At 43.0% G+C, this 23,669-nt stretch carries 19 protein-coding genes and 1 other annotated feature (1 of these 20 running past the window's edge); of the genes, 18 read left to right on the top strand and 1 reads right to left on the bottom strand.

Translation table 11 applies throughout. From position 1 onward, the window contains the following. Positions 1–137, top strand: a binding site (T-box leader) (it extends 106 nt beyond the left edge of the window). Between the two features lie 87 nt (positions 138–224). The 13 genes from ileS to pyrE all read left to right on the top strand — a co-directional run bounded on the left by ileS (position 225) and on the right by pyrE (position 16,507). Next, positions 225–2,993 (top strand): isoleucine--tRNA ligase, encoded by a 2,769-nt coding sequence (gene ileS, locus AC1DVK_RS00710; RefSeq protein WP_089362417.1) that lies wholly within the window; start codon positions 225–227, stop codon positions 2,991–2,993. A gap of 222 nt (positions 2,994–3,215) precedes the next feature. Further along, positions 3,216–3,686, top strand: a complete 471-nt coding sequence (gene lspA / locus AC1DVK_RS00705; protein WP_061462344.1) for a signal peptidase II — start codon at positions 3,216–3,218, stop codon at positions 3,684–3,686. Further along, a complete protein-coding gene (locus AC1DVK_RS00700; protein WP_410860259.1) occupies positions 3,679–4,596 on the top strand; it encodes an RluA family pseudouridine synthase in 918 nt (305 codons plus the stop codon). Before lspA ends, AC1DVK_RS00700 begins: the two co-directional genes overlap by 8 nt. Before the next feature lie 194 nt (positions 4,597–4,790). Further along, the gene (pyrR, locus tag AC1DVK_RS00695) at positions 4,791–5,336 is read left to right on the top strand and encodes a bifunctional pyr operon transcriptional regulator/uracil phosphoribosyltransferase PyrR (protein WP_061462346.1); all 546 of its coding nucleotides are present in this window, start codon (positions 4,791–4,793) and stop codon (positions 5,334–5,336) included. A gap of 175 nt (positions 5,337–5,511) precedes the next feature. Beyond that, a complete protein-coding gene (locus AC1DVK_RS00690; protein WP_089362419.1) occupies positions 5,512–6,801 on the top strand; it encodes a solute carrier family 23 protein in 1,290 nt (429 codons plus the stop codon). 202 nt (positions 6,802–7,003) lie between these two features. Further along, the gene (locus tag AC1DVK_RS00685; RefSeq protein ID WP_089362420.1) at positions 7,004–7,939 is read left to right on the top strand and encodes an aspartate carbamoyltransferase catalytic subunit; all 936 of its coding nucleotides are present in this window, start codon (positions 7,004–7,006) and stop codon (positions 7,937–7,939) included. After that, a complete protein-coding gene (locus AC1DVK_RS00680; RefSeq protein WP_477625664.1) occupies positions 7,902–9,188 on the top strand; it encodes a dihydroorotase in 1,287 nt (428 codons plus the stop codon). Before AC1DVK_RS00685 ends, AC1DVK_RS00680 begins: the two co-directional genes overlap by 38 nt. Continuing rightward, on the top strand, positions 9,185–10,291 hold the full coding sequence (locus AC1DVK_RS00675; protein ID WP_061462350.1) for a carbamoyl phosphate synthase small subunit: 1,107 nt from the start codon (positions 9,185–9,187) through the stop codon (positions 10,289–10,291). The genes AC1DVK_RS00680 and AC1DVK_RS00675 overlap by 4 nt, the downstream gene beginning before the upstream one ends. Further along, positions 10,270–13,476 carry a carbamoyl-phosphate synthase large subunit gene (gene carB / locus AC1DVK_RS00670; RefSeq protein WP_410860261.1) on the top strand — a complete coding sequence of 1,069 codons (3,207 nt, stop codon included), beginning with the start codon at positions 10,270–10,272 and terminating at the stop codon, positions 13,474–13,476. Before AC1DVK_RS00675 ends, carB begins: the two co-directional genes overlap by 22 nt. Further along, entirely contained in the window at positions 13,473–14,252 is a 780-nt protein-coding gene (locus tag AC1DVK_RS00665) for a dihydroorotate dehydrogenase electron transfer subunit (RefSeq protein ID WP_089362424.1), read from the top strand. The genes carB and AC1DVK_RS00665 overlap by 4 nt, the downstream gene beginning before the upstream one ends. Beyond that, complete coding sequence (locus tag AC1DVK_RS00660; RefSeq protein WP_477625663.1) at positions 14,249–15,190, top strand: dihydroorotate dehydrogenase; 942 nt, start codon at positions 14,249–14,251, stop codon at positions 15,188–15,190. The genes AC1DVK_RS00665 and AC1DVK_RS00660 overlap by 4 nt, the downstream gene beginning before the upstream one ends. Then, positions 15,162–15,878 (top strand): orotidine-5'-phosphate decarboxylase, encoded by a 717-nt coding sequence (gene pyrF, locus AC1DVK_RS00655; protein WP_061462354.1) that lies wholly within the window; start codon positions 15,162–15,164, stop codon positions 15,876–15,878. Before AC1DVK_RS00660 ends, pyrF begins: the two co-directional genes overlap by 29 nt. Next, entirely contained in the window at positions 15,872–16,507 is a 636-nt protein-coding gene (pyrE, locus tag AC1DVK_RS00650) for an orotate phosphoribosyltransferase (RefSeq protein WP_061462355.1), read from the top strand. The genes pyrF and pyrE overlap by 7 nt, the downstream gene beginning before the upstream one ends. 53 nt (positions 16,508–16,560) lie before the next feature. Here pyrE and AC1DVK_RS00645 read toward each other — a convergent pair whose 3' ends face one another. Beyond that, positions 16,561–18,282, bottom strand: a complete 1,722-nt coding sequence (locus tag AC1DVK_RS00645; protein ID WP_477625662.1) for an Rqc2 family fibronectin-binding protein — start codon at positions 18,280–18,282, stop codon at positions 16,561–16,563. Between the two features lie 405 nt (positions 18,283–18,687). Here AC1DVK_RS00645 and AC1DVK_RS00640 point away from each other — a divergent pair, with 405 nt between their 5' ends. From AC1DVK_RS00640 to rpoZ, 5 genes are all read left to right on the top strand, one after another. Beyond that, positions 18,688–21,366 carry a calcium-translocating P-type ATPase, SERCA-type gene (locus AC1DVK_RS00640; protein WP_089362502.1) on the top strand — a complete coding sequence of 893 codons (2,679 nt, stop codon included), beginning with the start codon at positions 18,688–18,690 and terminating at the stop codon, positions 21,364–21,366. A gap of 154 nt (positions 21,367–21,520) precedes the next feature. After that, a complete protein-coding gene (locus AC1DVK_RS00635; protein ID WP_061462357.1) occupies positions 21,521–22,396 on the top strand; it encodes a YicC/YloC family endoribonuclease in 876 nt (291 codons plus the stop codon). A 55-nt stretch (positions 22,397–22,451) separates the two neighbouring features. Continuing rightward, positions 22,452–22,715, top strand: a complete 264-nt coding sequence (remA, locus tag AC1DVK_RS00630) for an extracellular matrix/biofilm regulator RemA (RefSeq protein ID WP_034313813.1) — start codon at positions 22,452–22,454, stop codon at positions 22,713–22,715. Between the two features lie 10 nt (positions 22,716–22,725). Beyond that, positions 22,726–23,340, top strand: a complete 615-nt coding sequence (gmk, locus tag AC1DVK_RS00625; RefSeq protein WP_061462358.1) for a guanylate kinase — start codon at positions 22,726–22,728, stop codon at positions 23,338–23,340. Positions 23,341–23,343: 3 nt separating this feature from the next. Further along, positions 23,344–23,550, top strand: a complete 207-nt coding sequence (gene rpoZ, locus AC1DVK_RS00620; RefSeq protein WP_089362426.1) for a DNA-directed RNA polymerase subunit omega — start codon at positions 23,344–23,346, stop codon at positions 23,548–23,550. Positions 23,551–23,669 lie beyond the last annotated feature (119 nt).

Here is a 23,669-nt window from a genome sequence, read left to right as displayed (position 1 = left end):
TCTGAGTTGAACCTGCTTTTGCAGAAAGTAAATGAAGCGTTTCATTCACGTTACGAATGCTCGAGAGGTTGGATTCACTTTGTGAATCTTTCTAACCAGGGTGGTACCGCGGGAAGCAAAGCTTTCTCGTCCCTTTTTTAGGGATGAGAGGGCTTTTTATTTTGGCCGGATATCAAGTCATCGGTTCGAATGAATTTTTATAAAGATGGATGGAGGATTTTATAATGGAATACAAAGATACCTTATTGATGCCTAAAACTGAATTTCCAATGCGGGGGAATTTACCGAAACGTGAGCCGGAAATCCAAGAAAAATGGAATGAAATGAACATTTATAAAAAAGTGCAAGAACAAACGGAAGGACGGCCTTTATTCATTTTGCATGATGGACCACCATATGCTAACGGCGATATCCATATGGGCCATGCAATGAATAAGGTTTTAAAGGATTTCATTGTCCGATTTAAATCGATGAGCGGTTTTCAAGCACCGTATGTACCTGGCTGGGATACGCATGGGCTTCCAATCGAAACGGCATTGACAAAAAAAGGCGTGAAACGGAAAGAAATGAGCGTTGCCGAATTCAGAAAGCTTTGTGAAGAATATGCTTATGTTCAGATTAACAATCAACGTGAGCAGTTTAAGAGAATTGGGGTCCGTGGTGATTGGGATAATCCTTATATCACATTAAAGCCTGAATATGAAGCACAGCAAATCAAGGTCTTCGGTGAAATGGCGAAAAAAGGCTATATTTATAAAGGGAAAAAACCTGTTTACTGGTCTCCATCAAGTGAATCGGCCCTTGCCGAAGCTGAAATTGAGTATCAAGACAAACGTTCTGCATCGATCTATGTTGCTTTTGAAGTCACAGATGGCAAAGGTGTAATCGAAGAAGGCGTAAAGATCATCATCTGGACAACAACTCCTTGGACGATCCCGGCTAACCTTGGTATCTCATTGCATCCGCAATTAAATTACGTAGTAGTGGCTGTCGAAAATGAAAAATTCTTAATTGCCGAAGCGCTACTTGAATCGGTTACAGAAACTTTAGGCTGGGATAACCCGTCTATCTTGAAAACAGTAAAAGGGAGCGAGTTGGACCGCGCTGTTGCCAAACATCCTCTTTATGACCGCGAATCTTTAGTGATGTTGGGTGAGCACGTAACAACTGAAGCTGGTACGGGTTGTGTTCATACTGCACCTGGACATGGTGAAGATGACTTTATCATTGGGCAAAAATACGGCTTGGACGTACTTTGTCCTGTAGATGAAAAAGGGGTCATGACGGAAGAGGCAGGAGAATTTGCTGGATTATTTTATGATCAAGCGAATAAACCAATTACTGAAAAATTAACAGAAGCAGGCGCGTTATTGAACTTGACGTTCATTACACACTCTTATCCACATGACTGGCGGACGAAGAAACCAACGATCTTCCGTGCAACGGCACAATGGTTCGCCTCAATCAAAGACTTCCGCAGTGAACTTCTGGAAGCAATTGAAGAAACAAAATGGGTACCCGCTTGGGGTGAAACGCGCCTATTCAATATGGTCCGTGACCGCGGGGATTGGTGTATTTCCCGTCAACGTGCATGGGGCGTGCCAATTCCAGTCATTTATGCAGAAAATGGCGAGCCGATCATTACGGATGAAACCATCAACCATATTTCAAACCTATTCCGCGAACACGGTTCAAACATCTGGTTTGAGCGTGAAGCGAAAGATCTTCTGCCTGAAGGCTATACACATGAAGGCAGCCCGAATGGTATCTTTACAAAAGAAACGGATATCATGGATGTATGGTTCGACTCCGGTTCTTCTCATCAGGCAGTACTTGAAGAAAGAGATGACCTGCAGCGGCCTGCTGATCTTTATTTAGAAGGTTCCGATCAATACCGCGGCTGGTTTAACTCATCACTTTCAACAGGTGTTGCGGTCACAGGCAAAGCGCCATATAAAGGCGTGCTGAGCCACGGGTTCGCATTGGATGGCGAAGGTCGTAAAATGAGTAAGTCGATTGGGAACGTCGTCCTGCCATCTAAGGTCATGAACCAACTTGGTGCAGATATTTTACGCCTTTGGGTTGCTTCGGTGGATTACCAATCGGATGTCAGGGTTTCCGATCCTATTTTAAAACAAGTTTCTGAAGTGTACCGGAAAATCCGTAATACATTCCGCTTCTTGTTAGGGAACTTGGATGGATTCAATCCAGAAACCGATAAAGTGGCAGTCCAAGAATTACCTGAAGTCGACCGTTACATGCTAGTTAAATTGAATAAGCTGATCACACAATCGAAGCTAAGTTATGAAAATTATGAGTTTGCCACAATTTATAATATGGTCAATAATTTCTGCACACAGGATTTAAGTTCGTTCTACCTTGATTATGCGAAAGACATTCTTTATTGTGAAGCACCAAATGGAAAAGAGCGTTTGGCCATTCAAACGGTTCTTTACGAATCATTGGTCAGCTTAACGAAATTGGTGTCACCAATCCTCTCTCATACAGCTGATGAAGTATGGGCTTTCATTCCGGGAGTGACGGAAGAAAGTGTACAGTTGACATTGATGCCTAAGGAAATTTCCATCGATGATGCTGAAATCATTGAAGAAAAATGGACGGCGTTCATGAATGTCCGTGATAATGTACTGAAAGCATTAGAAGAAGCCCGGAACCAAAAAGTCATCGGAAAATCACTGAACGCAAAAGTGATGGTATATGTTAATGAAGAAACGAAGAATTTGCTCGATAGCATTAAGGAAAGCTTTGAACAGTTATTCATCGTTTCCGAATTTGAAATCGCTGGCAATGTTGCAAATGCCCCGGCAGAAGCGGTTAAACTTGAGGATATAGCGATCCTTGTTACAAAAGCAGAAGGTGAAACGTGTGAACGTTGCTGGAATGTTTCGAAAGAAGTAGGTCAAGTGGAAGAACATCCAACACTTTGCCCACGTTGTGCAACAGTCGTGAAGAAGCATTATGTGAATCAATAATTCCAAAAGGAAGGCCGGTCCCTTATTAAGGGACCGGCTTTTTTGTGGGAAAGAGAACAGAAAGGGCTGTAAGCATCCTACATTAGGGAATGTTGACTTTTTCTTCATTATCCAATATTATCCGTACTATAAAAAACAGACTTCTGTTTTTCGTATTAGTTATTATTTCTAGTTTATGCTACAATTCAAAAGTGAAGATTTGATTAGTTTGGGGGAAAAAGTGTGTTTTATTATTTAATAGCCCTTTTGGTCATAGCTTTCGATCAGCTGACAAAATGGATGATTGTGCAAAAAATGGAGTACGGAGAAAGCATTGAAATTATTGAAAACCTTCTATATATCACCTCGCATCGTAATCGTGGGGCAGCATGGGGAATTCTACAAGGTCAAATGTGGTTTTTCTACATCATCACCATCGCTGTCATTATTGGACTTGTCTATTATATTCAGAAGATGGCGAAGGAAAGCCGTTTGCTTGGAGTTGCACTTGCTCTCATGCTAGGCGGTGCGATTGGTAATTTCATCGATCGTGTTGCTCGTCAGGAAGTAGTGGATTTCGTTCATACCTATATTTTCAGCTACAGTTTCCCGGTATTTAATGTTGCTGATGCTTCGCTTTCAATTGGTGTCGGATTGCTCGTGATTCATATGTTTTTAGAAGAAAAAAAAGCTAAGGAGAAAGATAATGGATAAAAGGTTATACAGCATCGATGAAACACTAAAAGGAGTTAGGATTGATAAGGCTCTTTCCACTTTGAATGAGGAATGGTCACGTACTCAGGTCCAGCAATGGATTAAAGATGACCATGTTTTAGTAAATGGCTCGGCTATAAAGACGAATTACAAAGCTGTTCCTGGCGATACGATCGAAGTGACGATTCCTGAACTTGAGGAATTGGATGCAGTAGCAGAGGAAATGAATTTGGATATCTATTATGAAGATGCTGATGTACTCGTGGTTAATAAACCGAGCGGTATGGTCGTCCACCCAGCACCTGGACATGTATCAGGCACGCTTGTAAATGGCTTGATGGCTCACTGCAACGATCTTTCTGGTATCAACGGTGTGATGCGACCTGGAATCGTCCATCGAATCGACAAAGATACATCAGGTCTATTGATGGTTGCAAAAAATGATATGGCACATGAAAAACTTGTGCAGCAGCTTGTTGACAAAACGGTTACCCGTAAGTATCAAGCTGTAGTTCATGGAGTGATCCCTCATGACTTCGGAACAATTGATGCACCGATCGGCCGGGATAAAAAGGATCGCCAAAGCATGACTGTCACAGATTCAAATTCCAAAAATGCTGTTACACATTTCCGGGTCATTGAACGTTTCAAAGACTTCACTTTGGTGGAATGCCAGCTTGAAACAGGCAGGACGCATCAAATCCGTGTTCACATGAAATACATTGGGTTCCCACTTGCCGGAGATCCGAAATATGGTCCGAAAAAGACCCTGAAATTAGATGGACAAGCATTGCACGCTGGTCTTCTGGGTTTCATTCATCCACGTACAAATGAGTATATGGAGTTCGAAGCTCCGATTCCGGAAGAGTTTGAAAATCTAATTAATCAATTGCGTAGAAGTAAGGATTGACAAATACGTTTTTCTGATATATTATAATAACAACTTAATAAGAACCTTTAACACAGTTCAGAGAGACTGAGAAGGAAACGGATGCGCAAATTGGGATAATTCTACCCATTGCGATAAAATCCTCATGCCTTCTTGGCATGAGGATTTTTTTATTGAAGAAAACCAATCAGAAATAGGGAATCGGGGTGGCCGACATGTTGAATGAGAAAGCCATAGTACTTGATGAACAGGCCATTAGCAGAGCCTTGACGAGAATTGCCCATGAAATTATTGAAAAAAATAAGGGTATTGAAAATTGCGTCTTAATCGGGATCCGTACACGCGGGATTTTCCTCGCCGACCGGCTTGCAAAGCGCATCAATCAAATAGAAGGTAAGGAAATAGAGCTGGGTGAACTGGATATTACACTTTATCGCGATGACCTCTCGAAAAAGTCCAATGATGGGGAACCCGTAGTAAAAGGTTCAGACATTCCGGTCAATATCAGCAACAAGAAAGTGATTTTAGTGGATGATGTTCTTTTTACCGGCAGAACCGTTAGAGCAGCAATGGATGCTCTGGTGGATTTGGGAAGACCTTCGCAAATCCAGCTCGCGGTATTAGTTGACAGGGGACATAGGGAACTGCCGATACGTGCGGATTTCGTCGGAAAAAACGTTCCGACTTCCCAATCTGAAAAAATTACAGTTACTTTAACAGAAGTAGATGAAATAGATCAAGTCACTATATTAGAAAAATAAACAACATGAAAATTTCATAACCCTTTTAAAGACAGTCCAGAGAGGCTGGCAAAGGGAGTCAATCGGGAGAGTTGTGTCTATGTATAGGCATTCCGCCTTCTGAGAAACCCTCTTTGTATAACTGCAAAGAGGGTTTTTGCAGTCTTGATGCAATTTTCATGAGGGGGATTCGGAAATGGAAGAAACAAAAAGGGACATCGTACTGGATGTCGAGGACGTGCCAAAGGCTGGCCAGTGGATAACGTTAAGCATCCAGCATTTGTTCGCCATGTTCGGAGCAACGGTACTGGTTCCATTCTTGGTTGGGTTAAGCCCGGCGGTAGCACTGGTTTCAAGCGGATTAGGAACACTTTCATACTTATTGATTACCAAAGGTCAGATTCCTGCATATCTCGGTTCATCTTTTGCCTTCATTACGCCAATCATCGCGGCAAAGGCTTTAGGAGGACCGGAAGCGGCCATGATCGGCTGTTTTGCAGCAGGGTTCATATATGGGATAGTAGCTTTGATTATCCAAAAAGTAGGATTGCGCTGGCTAATGAATTTGCTTCCTCCGGTTGTGGTTGGCCCAGTTATCATTGTAATCGGGTTAAGCCTCGCTGGAACGGCCGTGGACATGGCTATGTATGATCCGCAAAAAAATTACAGTGTCACTTATATTATAATAGCGCTAATAACTTTAGCGGTAACCATCATCTGCAACGTGTTCTTTAAGGGATTCATTAACTTGATTCCTATATTAATGGGAATAATAGTTGGCTACAGTTGTTCAGCGGTTGCGGGAATTATAGATTATGAACCAATTAAATCTGCACAATGGTGGGAAATGCCGAAATTCATGTTTCCTTATATAACCTATACACCGACCTTCTCATGGGAAGTCATTGCGATCATGGTCCCTGTGGCCGTCGTCACTTTATCAGAACATATCGGGCACCAGATGGTACTGAGCAAAGTAGTCGGAAGAAATTTTTTGGAAAAGCCCGGTTTGCATCGCTCGATTTTAGGAGATGGGGCAGGAATCATGATTGGTTCCTTAATCGGTGGGCCACCACTCACATCGTACGGTGAAAATATTGGGGTCCTGACCATGACAAAGGCATTTAGTGTTTATATCATCGGGGGGGCAGCGTTAACTGCAATCATCTTTGGCTTTAACGGTAAGATTTCAGCAGTCATCAGCTCGATACCTACAGCAGTGATGGGCGGCATTTCCATCTTACTCTTCGGAATCATCGCATCAAGTGGCTTAAGGATGCTGATTGATAATAAGGTTGATTTTGACAAGAAAAGAAACCTGATGATAGCTTCAGTCATACTGGTGTTAGGAATCGGAGGCGCGTTTGTACAACTATCGGAAACAGTATCGCTTTCCGGCATGGCACTTTCAGCCATCGTCGGGATCCTTCTTAACTTGATTCTTCCGGACCGGGAAAAAATATCCGGAGACATCTTTGAAAAATAAGTGAAACTGCATCAAAACAATAGATCACCTTTTAAAAGAAGTCCAGAGAGGCTTAAAAGGGTGTTGCTATAAAGATGAATGAGAACGGGATAAAATGATGAACCATTCCTCGTACTCACAATTCTTTATGACCTACACCCTATCCTTAATGGCGGGGTGTTTTTTTATCCCCCGCATCACAAATGTGAAGGGAGCAGGATCGATGAAAAAGTTATTTACGATGAATGAATTGACTATAACTGACATTGAAAAAATATTACATGAGGCTGAAGGATTTGCCAACGGATCTGGCTGGAATCCTAAACAGCAGACCACAGTTGCCAATCTGTTCTTTGAACCAAGCACACGAACAAAATCAAGCTTTGAAATGGCTGAAAGAAAACTGGGTCTTGAGGTCATTCCTTTTGATGCGGGTACATCATCCGTGTTAAAAGGGGAAACCTTATATGACACTGTTAAAACGTTCGAAGCAATAGGCGTCAATGCCTTGATCATCCGTCATGAGCAGGATAATTATTTTGACGAGTTGAAAGAGAAAATCGGTATTCCGATAATCAATGCAGGGGATGGATGCGGAAATCATCCAACCCAGTCATTACTTGACTTATTGACGATAAAACAAGAGTTTAAAAGTTTCGAAGGTCTGAAGATTGCGATAATCGGGGATGTGAGGCATAGTCGGGTTGCAAAATCGAATGCAGAAGCATTGACTCGTTTAGGAGCGAATGTCGTATTTTCAGGTCCGCCTGGATGGTTTGACAGAACCAACAGTTTAGGAAGATATGAAGACATCGATCAAGCGATGGCGACATCGGATGTAGTCATGCTGCTTAGAATACAGCATGAAAGGCATATCGAAAAATACGACCAGGCAAATGGAGATTATCTGGAGAATTTTGGTCTGACCAAACAACGTGAAAAAAATATGAAACCGGGTGCGATCATCATGCATCCTGCACCAATAAACCGTGGTGTTGAAATAGACAGTGAATTAGTCGAATGCAGCCGCTCAAGAATTTTTAAACAAATGGAAAATGGCGTGTTTATAAGAATGGCCGTATTGAAAAATGTGCTTGAACAATCCGAAGGGGGAATCAACCATGAAAACTGTAATCAAAAATGGAGTATTGCTAGATAATCAAAATTCATTCAAAAAAGCAGACATTGAAATAGAAGGAAAGGTCATCACAAAAATCGGCGAGAACTTATCAACGGAAAATTGTAAGGTTGTTGACGCTGAAGGGTTACTTATTACATCAGGGTTTATTGACCTGCATGTCCATTTGCGCGAACCGGGCGGTGAACATAAGGAAACAATCGCAAGTGGAACGCTTGCAGCGGCAAGAGGCGGTTTCACTACGGTAGCGGCAATGCCTAATACAAGGCCAGTTCCTGATACAGTGGAAAATCTTGAAGCTCTTAACCGGAAAATTGAAGAAACGGCGCATGTCAGGGTCCTCCCTTATGCATCCATAACGATTAGGGAAGCCGGCAAGGAGTTGACCGACTTTTCTTCATTAAAACAAACGGGTGCTTTCGCCTTTACGGACGATGGCGTAGGAATTCAAGAAGCCGGGATGATGTTTAAAGCGATGAAACGGGCAGCCGCACAGGATATGGCCATAGTCGCTCATTGTGAAGATAATAGCTTGATCAATAAAGGCTCCGTCCATGAAGGAAGATTCTCAAAGGAACAGGGGATCAATGGAATTCCGTCAGTATGTGAAGCTGTACATATTGCCCGGGATATCCTCCTTGCGGAAGCGGCAAACTGTCATTATCACGTTTGCCATATATCCACGAAGGAATCGGTTAGAACGGTGAGGGATGCCAAACGTGCAGGTATTCGTGTCACAGCCGAAGTTACACCGCATCATTTATTATTGTGTGAAGATGATATACCGGGACTTGATACGAATTATAAAATGAACCCGCCATTAAGGGGGCGTGAAGATCGGGACGCGCTGATAGAAGGACTGCTTGACGGAACAATCGATTTTATAGCAACAGACCATGCACCGCATGCGGCTGATGAAAAAGCGCAGGGAATGCAGCTAGCTCCTTTCGGAATAGTGGGATTGGAAACGGCTTTCCCGTTGCTTTACACCGAATTGGTTAAAAAGGGCGTCATAACATTAAAGCAATTGGTCGATTTCCTGACGGTCAAACCAGCTGAAAGTTTCTCGCTTCCTTATGGAGAGCTAAAGGAAGGTGCTACGGCCGATATCGTGCTCATCGATTTGGAAACGGAAAAAGGAATTAATAATGAAGAGTTTGCTTCAAAAGGAAAAAATACACCTTTTAATGAAAAGAAATGTTATGGCTGGCCAGTCATGACGATTGCAGAAGGAAAGACAGTTTGGGAAAAAGGACGTGTTCAAGGATGAAAAGACAACTAATTTTAGAAGACGGTACGGTTTTCCTTGGGGAAGCATTCGGAGGGGACGTAGAAAAAATAGGTGAAGTCGTTTTTAACACAGGAATGACAGGATACCAGGAGATTCTATCCGATCCATCTTATTGCGGTCAAATCGTTACACTTACGTATCCATTGATCGGGAACTACGGGATAAACCGGGATGACTTTGAATCCATAAATCCGGCGATATCAGGATTCGTCGTTAAGGAAACAGCAGAACTTCCTTCAAACTGGCGAAACCAATCATCTCTTGATGAATATCTGAAAATGAAGAACATACCTGGAATAAGCGGAATCGATACGAGAAAGCTGACAAGGATCATCAGGAAATCTGGTGCACTTAAAGGAGCGCTCTGCAATATCAATAAAGATGCCGAAGAGGTTGTTTCCCAATTGAGAGCAACGGTAATTCCTTCTAATCAAGTGAAACAGGTTTCAACAAAAACACCTTATTCAAGCCCGGGCAGAGGCCCGCGGGTAGTTCTTGTAGACTATGGCATGAAGCATGGGATTTTACGTGAGTTAACGAAGCGGGGCTGTGATGTCGTGGTTGTGCCTTATAACGTTACCGCTGAGGAAGTGATGCAATATCACCCAGATGGTGTGATGCTTTCAAACGGTCCTGGAGATCCGAAAAGTGTTCATGAAACGCTTGAAATGATCCGTACAATCCAAACGGAAGTGCCGTTATTCGGAATCTGTTTAGGACATCAATTATTCGCACTTGCAAACGGGGCGGATACGGAAAAATTAAAATTCGGTCATCGAGGCTCTAACCATCCGGTTAAAGACCTTCGTACCGGGAAGATATCCATCACATCTCAAAATCATGGATACACAGTCGAAGAGCTTTCCATTAAAAAGACTGATCTTATTGTGACACATACAGCATTGAATGACGATACGATTGAAGGGCTGCGCCATAAAAAATATCCGGCCTTCACCGTACAATATCACCCGGAAGCATCACCAGGACCGGAAGACGCCAACTACTTATTCAATGAATTCTTACAAATGATTGAAGCTGCAAACACCAAGGGGGAAAAAACATGCCAAAACGCACTGATATAAAAAGCATCCTAGTAATTGGTTCCGGTCCGATCGTCATCGGACAGGCCGCCGAGTTCGATTATGCAGGAACCCAAGCATGTATAGCCTTAAAAGAAGAAGGTTATCGAGTGATCCTGATTAACTCTAACCCGGCTACAATCATGACAGACAGTGAAATGGCCGATGCGGTTTATATCGAACCGATCACATTGGAATTTGTCAGCAAAATCATTCGTAAAGAGCGTCCAGATGCACTATTACCTACCCTGGGCGGACAGACTGGATTGAACATGGCAGTCGAGCTTGCCGAAGCAGGAATCCTTGAAGAATGCAATGTGCAAATTCTTGGAACGAAACTTTCCGCTATCCAACAAGCCGAAGACCGTGACCTTTTCCGTACCCTAATGAACGATCTTGGGGAACCAGTACCTGACAGCGACATAATTCATAATTTGGCAGAGGCTTATACATTCGTGGAACGAGTCGGTTATCCGGTCATTGTTCGTCCGGCCTTCACGCTTGGCGGAACAGGCGGTGGGATTTGTGATAACGAAGAGCAGCTGATCGAGATTGTTGAGGGTGGCCTGAAAAGCAGTCCGGTTCACCAATGTCTGCTTGAGAAGAGCATTGCCGGTTGCAAAGAAGTGGAATATGAAGTGATGCGTGATTCCAATGATAATGCAATTGTCGTTTGTAATATGGAAAACTTCGACCCTGTAGGTGTCCATACAGGCGATTCAATAGTTGCCGCACCAAGCCAAACATTAAGTGACAGAGAGTATCAAATGCTTAGAAATACGTCTTTAAAGATTATCCGTGCCTTGAAAATTGAAGGTGGGTGCAATGTTCAGCTTGCGCTTGATCCGAACAGCTATCAATATTATGTCATTGAAGTGAACCCTAGGGTCAGCCGTTCGTCAGCACTTGCTTCAAAAGCAACAGGATATCCAATTGCGAAGCTAGCAGCAAAGATAGCCGTCGGTTTAACGCTTGATGAAATGATGAACCCTGTCACAGGCAAAACCTATGCGAGCTTCGAACCGGCACTAGACTATGTAGTTACGAAGATTCCGCGTTGGCCTTTCGATAAGTTCGAGAGCGCAAATCGCAGGCTTGGGACACAAATGAAAGCGACCGGAGAAGTTATGGCAATCGGCCGTACATTCGAAGAATCCATCTTAAAAGCTGTACGTTCCCTTGAAGCAGGTATATACCATCTTGAATTGAATGACGAGTTTGAGGATGGAAAAATAGAGAAGCGGATCCGAAAAGCGGGAGATGAACGATTATTCTATATCGGCGAAGCATTAAGAAGGGGGAAAACGATCGAAACCATTCACGAATGGAGCCAGATCGATTTATTCTTCTTGCACAAGTTGAAAAAGATAATCGACTTTGAGAAGGAGCTTCAAGAACATTCTTTTGATCGTGAAGTTCTGCAAAAGGCTAAAGAACTAGGGTTTTCTGATAAAACGATCGCAGAAATTTGGGAAGTTCCCGAAATTGACGTCTATGAGTACCGGAAACAACAAGGGATCATCCCTGTTTACAAAATGGTCGATACATGTGCTGCGGAATTCGAATCGGAAACACCGTATTTTTATGGGACATACGAAGATGAAAATGAATCCATCGTTACTGAAAAGAAAAGTGTCATTGTCCTGGGGTCTGGCCCAATTCGTATAGGACAAGGTGTAGAGTTTGATTATGCGACAGTACATTCAGTATGGGCCATCAAAGAAGCGGGGTATGAAGCGATTATCATCAACAACAATCCCGAAACAGTTTCGACGGATTTCAGTATCTCCGACAAACTTTACTTCGAACCATTGACTCTTGAAGATGTCATGCATGTCATCGATTTGGAAAAACCAGAAGGGGTCATTGTCCAGTTTGGTGGACAGACGGCGATTAACCTTGCAGATGGTCTTGTTGAAAGAGGAGTGAAGATCCTTGGTACTTCACTTGAAGACCTGGATAGGGCGGAAAACCGTAATAAGTTCGAAAAGGCACTTAAGGATTTAGACATTCCGCAGCCGAAGGGTAAAACCGCAACATCGGTTGATGAAGCGATCGTCATTGCTGAAGACATTGGTTACCCGGTATTAGTAAGGCCTTCGTATGTACTCGGGGGAAGAGCGATGGAAATCGTCTATAAACAAGAGGAATTACTGCATTACATGAAAAATGCTGTGAAGATAAATCCAGATCATCCTGTCCTGATAGATCGCTACTTAACAGGTAAGGAAGTCGAAGTTGATGGAATTTCCGATGGAGAAACGGTCGTAATCCCAGGAATAATGGAGCATATCGAACGTGCCGGCGTCCATTCCGGTGATTCGATTGCAGTCTATCCGCCTCAAAATCTAACGGAAAAACAAAAAGAAGTAATCATAGACTATACGACAAGATTGGCAAAAGGCTTGAATATAGTTGGTCTCTTGAACATTCAATATGTCATCAGCAATGAAGAAGTGTATGTCATTGAAGTAAATCCACGTTCGAGCCGAACCGTTCCATTCTTAAGTAAAATTACGAATGTGCCGATGGCTAACTTAGCAACCAAGGTCATCCTGGGCCACTCACTTAAAAGCCAGGGGTATGAATCCGGATTAGTGCCAGAACAAACTGGGGTCTATGTAAAAGTTCCGGTCTTCTCTTTTGCAAAATTAAGAGGTGTGGACATTTCACTCGGACCTGAAATGAAATCGACTGGTGAAGTAATGGGAAAAGATAGCACACTTGAAAAGGCTTTATATAAAGGGCTGGTCGCTTCCGGCTTCAAGATTGAGGGGCATGGTTCGGTATTATTGACGATATCTGATAAAGATAAGCAAGAAGCGCTTCTTTTAGCAAAACGCTTCCATAATATCGGTTTCAAGCTGATAGCCACCAGCGGAACTGCTGCCTTATTGGAGCAATCCGGAATACCGACTGCGATTGTTGGTAAAATTGGCGAAGAAGGCACAAACCTCTTGGATGTTATCCGAAACGGGGAAGCACAATTCGTCATAAACACTTTGACCAAAGGGAAGCAGCCGGAACGCGATGGTTTTAGAATCCGACGTGAATCGGTTGAGAATGGAGTAACATGCCTTACATCCCTCGATACGGCAGAGGCCATTTTAAGAGTGATAGAATCCATGACCTTCTCGGCAGAGGCAATGGGAAAAACGGAAAAAAGTCGTGAGGTGAGCCATATATGATCAAGAAGGAAAGAATGAAGGTGTTAACTCATAAAGAACTGGCCCCATCCATCTTTGAACTTACTCTTCAAGGAGAACTGGTTTCAGAGATGAAACAACCAGGCCAGTTTGTCCAAGTCAAGACAACAGAAGGCACAGAGCCATTGTTAAGACGCCCGATTTCAATTTCTTCTTATAACAGCAGTGAAAAACAGTTCACGATGATATACCGGGCTGAAGGTAAAGGAACGACGCTGTTATCACAGCGTAAACAGGCAGAAGCGGTCGATATCTTAGGTCCCCTTGGCAACGGATTCCCTGTTCATGAAGCGAAAAAAGGCGAAACGGCATTATTGGTTGGTGGTGGGATTGGTGTCCCACCCCTGTATCAATTATCAAAAATGTTGGTTGCAAATGGTGTCAGGGTGATCCATGTATTGGGCTTCCAGACCAAGTCAGCCATCTTTTACGAGGAAGAGTTCAGTGAATTAGGTGATACCCATATTGCCACAGTGGATGGTTCATATGGGACAAAGGGATTTGTTACGACTGTGATTGACAACCTGGAACAGGAGTTTGCAACGATCTTTTCATGCGGGCCTACACCAATGCTAAAAGCATTGGAAGCGGGCTATCGTGAAAAAAAGCTTTACCTGTCCCTCGAGGAAAGGATGGGGTGCGGCATTGGTGCTTGCTTTGCCTGCGTATGTCATACAGGGGATGATCCAACTGGTTTCAGTTACAAAAAGGTATGCAGCGATGGACCCGTATTCCGGGCAGGAGAGGTGGTATTATGAGCAGGCTTTCAGTTGAGTTACCAGGATTACACTTGAAAAATCCAGTCATGCCAGCATCTGGATGCTTTGGGTTCGGCCGTGAATACAGTCAATTTTTTGACTTGGATATTCTTGGGGCGATCATGATTAAAGCGACCACTCCTGAGCCGAGGTTCGGTAACCCGACTCCGCGTGTTGCGGAAACCTCTTCGGGAATGCTGAACGCCATCGGTCTGCAGAATCCAGGTTTAGAAAAAGTCATCAGTGAAGAACTGGCTTGGTTAGGTGGATATGATGTCCCTATCATCGCTAACGTTGCGGGTTCACAAATAGCTGACTATGTAAAGGTTGCCAGTGACATAAGTAAGGTGGGGAATGTAAAGGCACTCGAATTGAATATCTCTTGTCCGAATGTTAAAGAAGGAGGCATAGCTTTCGGTACGGTACCGGAAGTTGCCAAAGAGGTAACCAAGGCGGTCAAGGAAGTATCTTCGGTTCCTGTATATGTGAAGCTTTCACCGAATGTCAGTAATATTGTGGAAATGGCCAAAGCTGTAGAAGAAGGCGGGGCTGACGGGTTGACAATGATAAACACATTAGTCGGCATGCGTTTGGATTTAAAAACCGGCAGGCCGATTCTTTCGAACAGAACGGGTGGGTTATCTGGTCCTGCAATAAAACCTCTTGCGCTCCGGATGATTTATGAGGTGAGCCAGCAAGTGTCGATTCCAATAATCGGAATGGGCGGAATCGCTACAGCAGAAGATGTCATTGAATTTTTCTATGCAGGTGCCAGTGCTGTTGCGGTGGGAACCGCCAACTTCGTGGATCCCTTTGTATGCCCGACCATCATCGAAGAATTACCGAAATTGTTGGATGAGCTTGGGTTTGACCATATTTCAGAATGTACCGGAAGGAGCTGGAAGCAGAATGAAGCAGTCACTAATTATCGCCCTTGATTTCCCGGACCTCATTCAAACGGAAAGATTTTTGAGTCAGTTCCCCTCCGAAAAACTCGCTGTAAAAGTGGGGATGGAATTATTTTATCAGAATGGACCAGCAATTATTTCTTACGTAAAAGAGCAAGGCCATGATGTGTTTTTGGACTTGAAACTTCATGATATTCCGAATACGGTCAAAATGGCCATGACAGGCTTGGCAACTTTAGGAGCTGACATGGTCAATGTACATGCTGCGGGTGGTCAAAAGATGATGGAAGCAGCTATGGAGGGTCTTGATAAAGGAACGTCAGCTGGAAAAAAACGTCCTTTATGCATAGGGGTTACCCAACTGACAAGCACGTCGCAAGAACAAATGAACGTTGAGCAAAACATTGCCGGTTCTCTGGAGGACTCGGTCCTCCATTATGCAAAGCTTACTCAACAGGCAGGATTGGATGGCGTTGTCTGTTCCACTCATGAAGTAAAGAACATACATGAACGCATCGGACTTGAATTCTTAACAGTCACACCTGGAATCCGAAGTGCAGGTGGACAGACGCATGATCAAAAGAGAATTGCTACGCCTGAACAGGCAAGGGATTTTGGAGCGGATGCCATCGTTGTCGGGAGAGCCATAACGGGAGCTAAAGATCCATTAAAGGCCTATTTGGATATGAAAGCAGCTTGGGAGGGAATTTCATGTTAAATCAAAAGATAGCTGAACATTTATTGGAAATAAAAGCAGTGTACCTACAGCCGAATGACCCCTTCACTTGGGCATCTGGAATTCAATCACCGATTTATTGCGACAACCGCTTGACCCTTTCGTACCCAGAAGTCCGGAAGGAAATAGCGGAAGGGTTGAAAGGATTGATTGAACAGCATTTCCCTGAGGCTGAACTGATCGCAGGCACAGCAACTGCCGGCATTCCTCATGCAGCTTGGGTGAGTGAAAAATTAAATGCACCCATGTGCTATGTTCGCTCCAAAGCTAAGGAGCACGGAAAGGGCAATCAAATCGAAGGCCGAGCTATTCCAGGACAAAAAGTTGTAGTTGTGGAAGACTTGATTTCAACCGGAGGCAGTGTAATTACTGCTGTTAACGCACTAAAAGAAGCTGGCTGTGAGGTTCTTGGAGTCGTTTCGATCTTTACTTACGAATTGGAAAAGGGAAAAGAAAAATTCAATGCTGAGGGTATCACTAACCATTCGTTGAGTGACTACTCGACTTTGATAAAAGTCGCAAATGAAAAAGGGTATATCACAGCAGATGAATTGGAAAAGCTAAAAAAATGGCGGGAGAATCCGGCAGATACTGCTTGGATTTCAGCATGAAAATGGAGGTGGCCCAATCACTCAGGATTGGGTCACCTCTATTTTTTTACCATTCAATCCTTTACTTCTTCCTTTAAGCGAATGACAATATCGGCATCTGGAGTAATATACAAGGTTTGCTGCTGATCATAGATCACGAAACCAGGCTTTGAGCCATTCGGTTTCTTAACATGGCGAACTTGTGTAAAGTCAACGGGCACTGAGCTCGATTGCTTTGCTTTACTGAAGAAAGCTGCTAATACGGCCGCTTCTTTAATCGTTTTTTCACTTGGTGATTCATTTCGAATCACTACATGTGAGCCAGGGATATCTTTGGTGTGAAGCCAAATCTCATCACGGCGTGCGAACTTATTCGTTAGGTAATCATTTTGTTTATTATTTTTCCCAACAAAAATGAGATCTCCATCGGTAGCATAATATGTTTCAAGCTGAGGTTTTGCATTGGCTGGCTTTTTCATGCCTTTTTTCTTTTTTTGCCGGATGTAGCCTTCTTCCTGAAGTTCTTCGCGAATCTCCTCTATATCTTTGGGGGAAGCTGATTGGAGCTGCTGATGCAAGGCATCAAAGTAGGCCAATTCCAATTTTGATTTTTCGATTTGCTCTTGAACGACACCGACTGCATTTTTAGACTTTTGGTATCTCGAGAAGTACTTTTGTGCATTATCGGATGGATTTTTTAATGGATCAAGCGGGATGATGACCGTACCTTGTTCTTCATCATAATAATTGACGACTTCAATTTCCTTCATGCCTTTTTTCATTTGATATAGATTAGCTGTAAGCAGCTCACCGAACAACTGATACTGTTCCCCGCGTTCCGTATCTTTTAATGTTCGTTCAAGCTTCCCGATTTTTTTTGAGTTCTTTTCCATTTCATTAGTAATGAAACGTTCTACATCCTGGCTCTTTTGCTTAACCCGATCACGTTCTGCCTTTCCGAAATAATAACGGTCGAGCATCTCGCTTAATGAAGAAAAAGTACGCTGTTTTCCTGTCAGATGCTCTAGTGAAAGCATATAAAAAACTTCTTTATTGCCATCTTGTTTGATCGTCGCGGCATAGTTATGTTCTGAGATTTCTTGGATAAGCCCTGAAAAAGCTGATGGAAGGGTGGTGCTGTTGGCCAATCCAGCCCGGTGAACGGCTTCCTTTGCAGCTAAAGGTGAAATTCCTGAAAAATGGGCAACAAGCTGTTTATCTAGTTTTCCTGCATTGAAGTCAATATTCTTCCTGATATCGTCCTCCGTAGCATTGAAGGGATTATCCTTTTCTTGTGCGGGTGGCACCTTATATTCCTGGCCGGGCAATATCGCCCGATAGCTGTTCACTGCATAGGAAACATGCTTAATGCTATCTAAAATCATATTCCGTTCTTTATCGACTAAAACAATGTTGCTGTGACGCCCCATGATTTCAATGATTAACTGCTTTTGGGAAACATCTCCAAGCTCATTGCGGCCTTTCACCTCAAAGATGATCATCCTATCAAGTTCATATTGATAAATATCTTCTATCGTATAGCCTTCGAGGTGCTTCCTAAGAAGCATACAGAACATGGGTGCTTCTTTAGGATTCTCATAACTTTCTTCGGTCAATTGCACCCTTGAATAACTTGGGTGGGCTGATAATAAGAGTTTATGGTTCTTACCTCCAGCACGAACAACCAGTATAACTTCATTTTTATAAGGCTGATGTACCTTATTGATTCGTCCACCTTTTAATATAGAAGCGATTTCTTCCGTCATCGCTTTCGTAAATAATCCATCAAATGACATTCTATTTTTACTTCCTTTACATAAGATTTTCTATGATACTAAATTCTGCAGGGCGTTATCGATGTATCAGGATCGGCCCATTTTAACTGTATTCACTAATTCAGTTGAACTGGGTGAAAAGCTGGGGTTGCAGTTCAGGAATATTGAATGGATGCGATTTTAATAGATTCGTGATATTAATTACAAAGTTTGTCCATTCATTATATTATCCGGATCGTTCTTCTTTCCGCAATTCTGTTTAATTATAGCATTATTTTGGACGAGTCTGAATAATCATGGAAGAAGAGCAGGTTGTTTTATGTATCGGTAAGCGGGCAGGTGTTGTTGGATGAGTAAAGCGAGAGCGCCTGTTGAGATGGATACAGGAGCCTATTTCATTCTATTCAAAGGGATGTGTGATACTTGATGGAGTTCAGGAAAATGAATAATCAAGAAATGGAGAAAGCGCTTCAAACAAACGTTACACACGGTTTGGACGATGATGAAGTAAAGGACAGGCTGCGAAAGAATGGCTTTAACGAATTGAAGGAAGGTGAAAAACAGTCAGCCATTCTGTTATTTTTCGCACAATTCAAGGATTTCATGGTCATAGTTTTACTTGCCGCGACCTTAGTCTCCGGGATTTTGGGCGAATATATCGATGCGATTGCCATCATGGCTATTGTTTTTTTGAATGGATTACTTGGTTTTTTTCAAGAACGGAAGGCTGAAAAATCCCTGGATGCCCTAAAGGAAATGGCAGCGCCGCAGGTCAATGTACTTCGGGATGGACACTGGCTGAAAATCCCTTCGAGAGAAGTTGTTGTGGGGGATATTCTGAAGTTTTCGAGCGGTGACCGAATTGGTGCCGATTTACGGATCGTCGACCATTCAAGCCTTGAAATTGAAGAGTCTGCCCTTACCGGTGAGTCACTCCCGGCTGTTAAATGTTCTGATCCATTGATGAATGAGGTCGAAGGTATCGGTGATCAGGAAAATATGGCTTTTATGGGAACGATGGTTACAAGAGGGAATGGAGTTGGAATCGTAATCGCTACAGGAATGAATACGGCGATGGGCAAGATTGCGAACCTCCTGCAGACTGCAGAAACAAAAGAAACACCTCTTCAAAAGCGATTGGAGCAGTTAGGGAAAATTTTGATCGTCACGGCTTTAATATTAACCGTGATCGTGGTGCTGACTGGCGTCATTCAAGGACATGACCTCTATACGATGTTTTTAGCCGGGGTATCTTTGGCTGTTGCGGCGATTCCCGAAGGCTTGCCAGCCATTGTTACTGTAGCCTTGTCTTTGGGCGTACAACGTATGATCAAACAAAAAGCGATAGTCCGCAAGCTTCCTGCAGTAGAAACGCTTGGCTGTGCAACGGTAATTTGCTCAGATAAAACAGGTACACTGACGCAAAACAAAATGACGGTGACGAAGGTTTGGAGTGGGGGGAAAACTTGGGATGTCGGCGGGACTGGTTATAATCCTGTCGGTGAGTTTTCTTTAGAGGGAGTTTCAGTTGCTCCGAAAAACCAAAATGCCTTGCTTCAAATAATTACATTCGGCATGCTCTGTAACAAAGCTGAGTTAAATGAGAATGGCAAACGATATATTTTAGAAGGTGATCCGACAGAAGGGGCGATGTTGGTCGCGGCAATGAAAGCGGGTTTGACAAGGGAACACTTATCTAAGCGGTTTACGGTAGTCAAGGAGTTTCCATTCGACTCGAGCCGCAAAATGATGAGTGTCATAGTGAAGGATGATAAAGATAATCATTTTGTCATCGTAAAAGGGGCCCCTGACGTATTGATCGCCCAGAGTGACACGATTCTATGGGAAGGAAAGTCGGAAATATTGAATCGCGAGAGTAAGGAAAGGGTGCAACAGGACATGAATGAGCTTGCCTCACAGGCACTTCGAATGATTGCTGTTGGTTATAAACCCCTTCCCAAAGGAACGATTTTACTTCATGAAACAGAAGCTGAGCGCAATTTGACCTTTATGGGACTGCAGGGCATGATTGATCCCCCCCGCCCAGAAGTGAAGCAGGCAGTTAAGGAATGCAGGGATGCTGGGATCAAAACAGTCATGATAACTGGTGACCATGTAATAACCGCAAAGGCAATAGCTAAAGAACTTGGTATTTTAAAAGGAAAAGACCGTGTACTTGAAGGAAAGCAATTGGCTGGTATGGAAGTTGGGGAACTTGAGGAAGTTGTTGAAAGTGTGTCGGTATTTGCCCGCGTTTCCCCAGAACATAAATTAAAAATCGTAAAAGCCTTGCAAAATAAAGGACATGTCGTCGCAATGACAGGGGATGGTGTCAATGATGCACCTGCGATAAAATCAGCGGATATAGGTATATCAATGGGTATAACTGGGACTGATGTCGCTAAGGAAGCATCTTCCTTGATATTGGTTGACGATAATTTTGCCACCATTAAATCGGCCATCAAAGAAGGCAGGAATATTTATGAAAACATCAGGAAGTTCATCCGTTATTTGCTTGCTTCCAATGTTGGGGAGATTTTGGTCATGTTTTTTGCGATGCTATGTGGCTTGCCATTACCTTTGATACCAATCCAGATTTTATTCGTGAACCTTGTTACGGACGGTCTGCCTGCGATGGCGTTGGGCCTGGATTCCCCAGAAGAAGATGTAATGAAAAGAAATCCAAGAAATGCAAACGAAGGTGTTTTCGGACGAGGGCTTGGCTGGAAGATCATCTCACGCGGTTTTCTGATTGGTATTTCTACATTGATAGCATTTTATGTGGTATATCGTGCAAATCCGGGTAACCTTGCTTATGCACAAACAATCGCGTTTGCAACCCTGGTACTAGCTCAGCTAATACATGTTTTCGATTGCAGAAGTGAACGTTCGATCTTCTCGAGAAATCCATTCGGTAATTTTTATCTAGTGGGGGCAGTACTGTCCTCTCTGTTATTAATGCTAGCAGTCATGTATGTGCAGCCTTTGCAAACCATCTTCCACACTGTACCGATTTCAGGAAGGGATTGGCTATTGGTAATAGGAATGTCATCCATCCCAACTTTTTTACTGGCTGGAACCTTTTTAGCAAGAAAAGCACAATGAAATATGATATAATCTTTAAGGTGGTAGAGTTTTGCTCTATTGCCTTTTTATTTTTGTAGTATTTTATTTGTAAGCTAAAGTTTTCATGCTGTAGCTAATATATAATGAATGTTAACGCGAAATTACTACATTATGCTTGATAGGATGTGGAACCATGGTTACCAGTATGACGGGCTATGGAAGAGAAGAAGCGGAAAACGAACAGGTCAAGGTTTTTGTCGAGATTAAGACGGTGAACCATCGTTTTTGTGAATATACGATTCGAATGCCGCGCCAGCTTTTGGTTTTGGAAGAAAAGGTGAAGAAAAAGGCGAATCAATACATAAGAAGAGGACGAGTGGAAATCTTCATTACGGTGGAAGGTGAGAGCCTGGTTGCCAAAAAGGTGAAGATCGATTGGGAGCTTGCTGATCAGTATGTGGGATTGATGGATGAAGCCAAGGGAAAATACAATCTGGAAAGTTCCATTACCTTACAGGATTTACTGCAACTTGAATCGATTTTCATGACGGAAGAAGTACCTGCAGTTCCTGCCGATTTGGAAGCCTTGTTATTGAAGGCTGTCATGGGGGCATTGGAAAACCTGAAAAAAATGCGGACTCTGGAAGGTCAGGAACTTGCCCTGGACATGAAATACCAGCTTGAAAAGTTTGGTGAGATTGTTGTAGGGCTCAAAAACTATGCACCTTCAGTCGTCGAGAAATATAAAGCCCGGTTGGAAATCAAACTAGCCGAGTTGACAGAAGGATTGATTGAAGATAGCCGTATTGTGACAGAAGCGGCCATTTTTGCCGATAAGTGTGATATAAACGAAGAACTGACCAGACTCGAAAGCCATGTACAGCAATTTTCAAGGACGCTTACCCATAGTGAACCAATTGGAAGAAAACTCGACTTCCTTGTCCAGGAAATGAATAGGGAAGTTAATACGATTGGATCAAAGGCAAATGATTCGGCCATTACCAAAGATGTGGTGGAAATGAAAAGTCTGCTTGAAAAATTAAAAGAACAGGTTCAAAATATCGAGTAGTCGGTTTATGATGAACCTAACAAGGTGACAATAGAAATATGAATGGGGGACAAAAATGTCAATTAAGCTCATTAATATTGGCTTTGGCAATATCGTTTCCGCAAACCGGATCGTATCCATCGTGAGTCCTGAGTCTGCTCCGATTAAAAGGATTATCCAAGATGCCCGAGACCGCGGATCCTTAATAGATGCTACATATGGTAGAAGAACCAGGGCCGTTATAATTACAGACAGCGACCATGTTATCTTATCTGCCGTTCAACCGGAAACGGTTGCCGCACGGCTTCAAGATAGAGATGACAGCGTAGAAGAGGGGTAACTGAAACAATATGAGAGAAAAAGGTTTATTAATCGTTTTATCCGGTCCATCCGGTGTTGGTAAAGGAACAGTAAGGAAGGCGATTTTTTCTCAGCCTGGAACGGCATTTGAATATTCAATTTCGATGACGACACGGCTGCCCCGCCATGGGGAAGTTGACGGAGTGGACTATTTCTTCAAAAAACGCGAGGAATTCGAAGCATTGATCGCAGAAGGCAAATTGCTAGAATATGCAGAGTTCGTCGGGAATTATTATGGAACGCCCGTGGATTATGTCCGTGAAACAATTGATTCCGGAAAAGATGTATTTCTGGAAATTGAAGTTCAAGGAGCTAAACAGGTCCGGGAGAAATTCCCTGAAGGACTTTTCATTTTCCTTGCTCCTCCAAGCTTGACCGAACTCGAAAGCCGCATCGTTACTCGCGGAACCGAGACGGAGGAAGCGATAAAAGGACGGATGAAAGTGGCCAAGGAAGAAATAGAACTTATGGATCTTTATGATTATGTTGTTGAAAATGATCATGTGGATGCTGCATGTGCCAGAATTAATGCAATTGTAATTGCTGAGCATTGCCGTCGGGAAAGAGTTGCAGTTTTATATAAAAAAATGTTGGAGGCGGAATAAACTATGTTATATCCATCAATTGATTCGCTATTACTTAAAATCGATTCTAAATACTCGCTTGTATCAGTGGCAGCTAAACGTGCAAGGGAAATGCAAATTAAAGATAATTGCCTTATAGCCAAACCGGTTTCCCATAAATCCGTAGGTCGTGCCCTAGAAGAAATTCATACCGGTAAATTGACTTACGATAATTCTTACGAAGAAAACTAAGAGAACAAATAAGCTTGACCCATCGGGCCTGACACCCTAAAGCAAACAGGATGCGTTACATTTGGAAAGTTGCTTCCTTCCTGCGGCCAAGGTGTCAGGCCTGTTTGTTTTGATTTCTC

The organism is Peribacillus sp. P4_B1, from assembly GCF_056402395.1.
This window is presented reverse-complemented; position numbering and strand designations above follow the sequence as displayed.

Coding starts and splice junctions, on each gene's coding strand:
- AC1DVK_RS00660 (WP_477625663.1), top strand. CDS start 14,249: ATGAGCAGGCTTTCAGTTGAGTTACCAGGATTACACTTGAAAAATCCA.
- carB (WP_410860261.1), top strand. CDS start 10,270: ATGCCAAAACGCACTGATATAAAAAGCATCCTAGTAATTGGTTCCGGT.
- pyrR (WP_061462346.1), top strand. CDS start 4,791: ATGTTGAATGAGAAAGCCATAGTACTTGATGAACAGGCCATTAGCAGA.
- AC1DVK_RS00680 (WP_477625664.1), top strand. CDS start 7,902: ATGAAAACTGTAATCAAAAATGGAGTATTGCTAGATAATCAAAATTCA.
- rpoZ (WP_089362426.1), top strand. CDS start 23,344: ATGTTATATCCATCAATTGATTCGCTATTACTTAAAATCGATTCTAAA.
- AC1DVK_RS00645 (WP_477625662.1), bottom strand. CDS start 18,282: ATGTCATTTGATGGATTATTTACGAAAGCGATGACGGAAGAAATCGCT.
- gmk (WP_061462358.1), top strand. CDS start 22,726: ATGAGAGAAAAAGGTTTATTAATCGTTTTATCCGGTCCATCCGGTGTT.
- pyrF (WP_061462354.1), top strand. CDS start 15,162: ATGAAGCAGTCACTAATTATCGCCCTTGATTTCCCGGACCTCATTCAA.
- AC1DVK_RS00690 (WP_089362419.1), top strand. CDS start 5,512: ATGGAAGAAACAAAAAGGGACATCGTACTGGATGTCGAGGACGTGCCA.
- pyrE (WP_061462355.1), top strand. CDS start 15,872: ATGTTAAATCAAAAGATAGCTGAACATTTATTGGAAATAAAAGCAGTG.
- ileS (WP_089362417.1), top strand. CDS start 225: ATGGAATACAAAGATACCTTATTGATGCCTAAAACTGAATTTCCAATG.
- AC1DVK_RS00665 (WP_089362424.1), top strand. CDS start 13,473: ATGATCAAGAAGGAAAGAATGAAGGTGTTAACTCATAAAGAACTGGCC.
- remA (WP_034313813.1), top strand. CDS start 22,452: ATGTCAATTAAGCTCATTAATATTGGCTTTGGCAATATCGTTTCCGCA.
- AC1DVK_RS00675 (WP_061462350.1), top strand. CDS start 9,185: ATGAAAAGACAACTAATTTTAGAAGACGGTACGGTTTTCCTTGGGGAA.
- AC1DVK_RS00700 (WP_410860259.1), top strand. CDS start 3,679: ATGGATAAAAGGTTATACAGCATCGATGAAACACTAAAAGGAGTTAGG.
- AC1DVK_RS00635 (WP_061462357.1), top strand. CDS start 21,521: ATGGTTACCAGTATGACGGGCTATGGAAGAGAAGAAGCGGAAAACGAA.
- AC1DVK_RS00685 (WP_089362420.1), top strand. CDS start 7,004: ATGAAAAAGTTATTTACGATGAATGAATTGACTATAACTGACATTGAA.
- AC1DVK_RS00640 (WP_089362502.1), top strand. CDS start 18,688: ATGGAGTTCAGGAAAATGAATAATCAAGAAATGGAGAAAGCGCTTCAA.